3 protein-coding genes and 2 pseudogenes are annotated in these 3,464 nt (G+C 63.7%); 4 read left to right on the forward strand and 1 reads right to left on the reverse strand.

Annotated elements, in window-relative coordinates; translation table 11 throughout:
- The 4 genes and pseudogenes from EOA60_RS24375 to EOA60_RS24390 form a co-directional block, all read left to right on the forward strand.
- Positions 1-218: pseudogene (locus EOA60_RS24375) on the forward strand (aminotransferase); the annotation flags it as partial.
- Between the two features lie 83 nt (positions 219-301).
- Complete coding sequence (locus tag EOA60_RS24380; protein WP_067003647.1) at positions 302-1,087, forward strand: ABC transporter substrate-binding protein; 786 nt, start codon at positions 302-304, stop codon at positions 1,085-1,087.
- A 108-nt stretch (positions 1,088-1,195) separates the two neighbouring features.
- Positions 1,196-1,870, forward strand: a complete 675-nt coding sequence (locus EOA60_RS24385) for an amino acid ABC transporter permease (RefSeq protein ID WP_095824273.1) — start codon at positions 1,196-1,198, stop codon at positions 1,868-1,870.
- 38 nt (positions 1,871-1,908) lie between these two features.
- Positions 1,909-3,189 carry a cysteine desulfurase-like protein gene (locus EOA60_RS24390; RefSeq protein WP_095824274.1) on the forward strand — a complete coding sequence of 427 codons (1,281 nt, stop codon included), beginning with the start codon at positions 1,909-1,911 and terminating at the stop codon, positions 3,187-3,189.
- 23 nt (positions 3,190-3,212) lie between these two features.
- On the opposite strand, the pseudogene EOA60_RS24395 reads toward EOA60_RS24390, so the two are convergent.
- Positions 3,213-3,464 (reverse strand): annotated as a pseudogene (locus tag EOA60_RS24395) (peptide ABC transporter ATP-binding protein); the annotation flags it as partial.

Below are 3,464 nucleotides of genomic sequence, written 5' to 3' on the forward strand. Positions count from 1 at the left end.
ATGCCAGTGAACGTGGCGGCAGCGTGATGCTCGGCCTGCCGCAAGGTACCGAGCCGGCGAAGATCATAGCTGCGCTTCGCGACGAGCGGCTTTACTGCGATGCGCGCGGCACGACGCTGCGGCTGTCTCCCGGCATGGTCACCACAGAGACGGCGGTCGATGCGCTGATCGCGCAGCTCACGGAGCATATCGGTTCGCGGCGACGCCGCGCGTCGTGAATTCAGGTACCGCCTCGCCTGCGGCGCCCGGGAGTTTGGCGCCGGAAAGGGGCGGATCAGGAACCGAACCAGAGGGAAGCAAGATGTTGAAACGTCTAGGACTGATTGGGATGGCCGTCGCTGCCGGCCTCGCCTTTGCAGCGCCCGCCTTTGCCGACAAGATCATGGTGGGCGCCTATCCGGCCAACCCGCCATGGGAATACAAGACCGATTCGGGTGCCTTCGAGGGGTTTGAGATCGACGTCGCCAATGATGTCGCCAAGCGCATCGGCGCAGAGGTCGAGTTCCAGGATCTCGGCTTCCAGGCGCTGTTCGCAGCGACCGCTTCGGGCCGCATCGACTTTGCCGTGTCCTCGATCTCGGTCACCAAGGAGCGGCTGCAGAACCAGGGCTTCACGCAAGCCTATTACGACAGCGACGGTACCATCGTCGGCAAGGCGGATTCCGCCATCAAATCGCTCGACGATCTGAAGGGCAAGACCATCGGGGTCATCGCCGGCTCGACGGGCGAAGCCTACATGAAGGAGAACGCCGCCAAGCTCGGCGTTGCAGAAACCAAGAGCTACAACGCCCAGCAGGACCTTCTGCTCGACGTGCAGAACGGCCGCATCGACGGCGGCGCGGGCGAGCTCGCCGGCTTCCTGTTCGCCATCAAGCAGATGCCAGCGCTTAAGATCCTGGTGCGCATCCCGACGGGCGAGCGCTTCGCCATGATGACCAAGAAGGGCCATCCGCTGCTTGAAAAGGTCAACGACGCCATCAGCGAAATGAAGAAGGATGGCACCATGGCCGCGATCCACAAGAAGTGGTTCGGCGTCGATCCGGAAGCCGGCACCAGCACGGTGACGCCTGGCCCGATCCCGCAATAAGCCGGCTAATCAGAAATTCCGACGAGAGCGGCAGCAAGAGTTGGCGCTCTCGCTTCGACCATTTGGGTCTCGCCAAACACGGCGAACCTTGTCTCACGGTGAGCGCCGATGGAACTGATCGACACCTTCTTCAACTGGGGCATCCTGGTCCGGTCGTTTCCGATCCTGATCCGCGGTCTTGGCAACACCATTCTGCTCGGCTGCGCGGCGATCGTCTTCGGCACGATCGGCGGGCTGGCGATCTGCCTGGTGCGGCTCTACGCGCCGAAGCCGCTCAGGCGGCTGGCGACGCTCTATATCGACATGTTCCGCGCGCTTCCGATCCTGGTGGTGCTGATCCTGATCTACTACGCCCTGCCCTTCATCGGCATCCGCCTGTCGTCCTTCGTCTCGGCAGCACTTGCGCTGTCGCTGGTGTTGGCGGCCTTCACGGCGGAAGTCTGCCGCGCCGGCATCGAGAACATTCCGAAGGGCCAGTTCGAGGCGGCCTCGGCGCTCGGCCTGCCCTTTTGGGTCGCCATGCGCAAGGTGATCCTGCCGCAAGCGATCCGTGTCGTCATTCCGCCGCTCACCAGCAACTGCGTCTCGGTGTTCAAGGACACCGCGCTCGCCTCGGTGGTGGCGATGCCGGACCTCTTGAAGCAGGCGACCGACGCGCAGGCGCTGATGGCCAATCCGACGCCGCTGATCGGCGCGGCGATCATCTATCTCGCCTTCCTGTGGCCGCTGGTGCGGCTGGTCGGCTACCTCGAAGAGCGCGGCAAAGCTCGGTCCGCGCACTGATCCCTTGGAATGACCTCGATTAGCTGAAGGAGACTCCCGTGAACCAGCACCATGTTTCGAAAGCGCAGGAGAGCGCCGCTTCGTTCCCGGTCGAGAAGATCCGCGCCATGTTCCCGGCGCTCCGGCAGGCCGGCGACTTCATCTTCATGGACAACGCCGCCGGTGCGCAGATCCCGCAAAGCGTGCTCGACGCGGTGACCAGCCATCTGGTGGCGCACAACGTGCAGCGCGGCGGCCGCTACGGCCGCAGCGTCACCGTCGACCAGTCCGTCGCCGAAGCGCGTGAGAGTGTGGCGCTCCTGATCAACGCCTACAGCCCGTCCGAAATCTGCTTCGGCATGAACGCCACCTCGTTCATCCGCCTTGTCAGCCTTGGCATCGGCCAGATGCTTTCGGAACGCGACGAGATCGTCGTCACCGACATGGACCATGACGCCAACATCGCCACGTGGTTGGCGCTGGAGCAGGCCGGCGCCAGGTTCAAATGGTGGCGCATGCGCGAGGACGGCAATCTGCATGTCGACGACCTCAAGCCGCTGATGTCGGACCGCACCCGGCTCGTCGCCTGCACGGTAACCGCGCACTCGATCGGCTCGATTGTCGATGTCGCTTCGGTCGCCAAGATCGCGCATGCGGCAGGCGCGGAAGTGTTCCTCGACTGCGTGCACTACGGGCCGCACGGGCTGATCGACGTGCAGGCCTGGGACTGCGACTATCTCGTCTGCTCAGGCTACAAGAATTTCTCGCCGCATATGGGTTTTCTCTGGGGCCGCTTCGAAACGTTGAAGCGGCTGCCGACCTTCCGCGAGGACTTCATCCCGGATGAGCCGCCCTACAAGGTCGAGGCCGGCACCTTCATCTACGAGAATGTCTCCGGCATGGACGCAGCGGTGCGCTACCTGGAGTTGATCGGCCGCAATTTCTTGGCCGAGAACAACCGCTCGCGCCGCGACAACATCGCCGCCGGCATGAACGCCATTCGCGACTACGAGCTGACGCTGGCGCGCGAGATGATGAAGGTGCTGAAGGCCTGCGGCGCGACAATTTACGGCGTCGCCGACGAGGCGTGTATCCATGAGCGCGTGCCGACCTTCTGCTTCAACATCGGCACACTGTCGCCGCAAAGGATCGTCGAGGAGATGGCGGCCTTGCAGATCGGCATCCGCGACGGCCATATGTACGCGCCGCGGCTGATGAAGCGGCTGAACCTGTCGATGGACAGCGGCGCGATCCGCGCCTCGCTGGTGCACTACAACACGGTCGAGGAAGTGCACCGTTTCGGCGAAGCGCTGCGGGCAATCATTGCGAAGCTGGCGTGACGCCCGGACGTCTGGTTCGAGCCTTACGCCGCCTTCTTCGCCAGCCTTGCCTTGATGCTTGCCACGTCGGCGCGCGGCGTCGCGGCGAAGAGCGTCTTGGTGTAGCTGTGCTTGGGGTCCGAGAAGACCTCGTCGCGCGAGCCGTATTCGACCGCCTCGCCGAAATACATCACCATGACGTCGTCGGCGATGTAGCGCACCACCGACAGATCGTGGCTGATGAAGACATAGGTCAGCTTGAACTCGTCCTGCAGGTCGGCGAGCAGGTTGAGCAC

Origin of the sequence: Mesorhizobium sp. M1A.F.Ca.IN.020.06.1.1 (assembly GCF_004023265.1) — a bacterium.
Classification (GTDB): domain Bacteria; phylum Pseudomonadota; class Alphaproteobacteria; order Rhizobiales; family Rhizobiaceae; genus Mesorhizobium.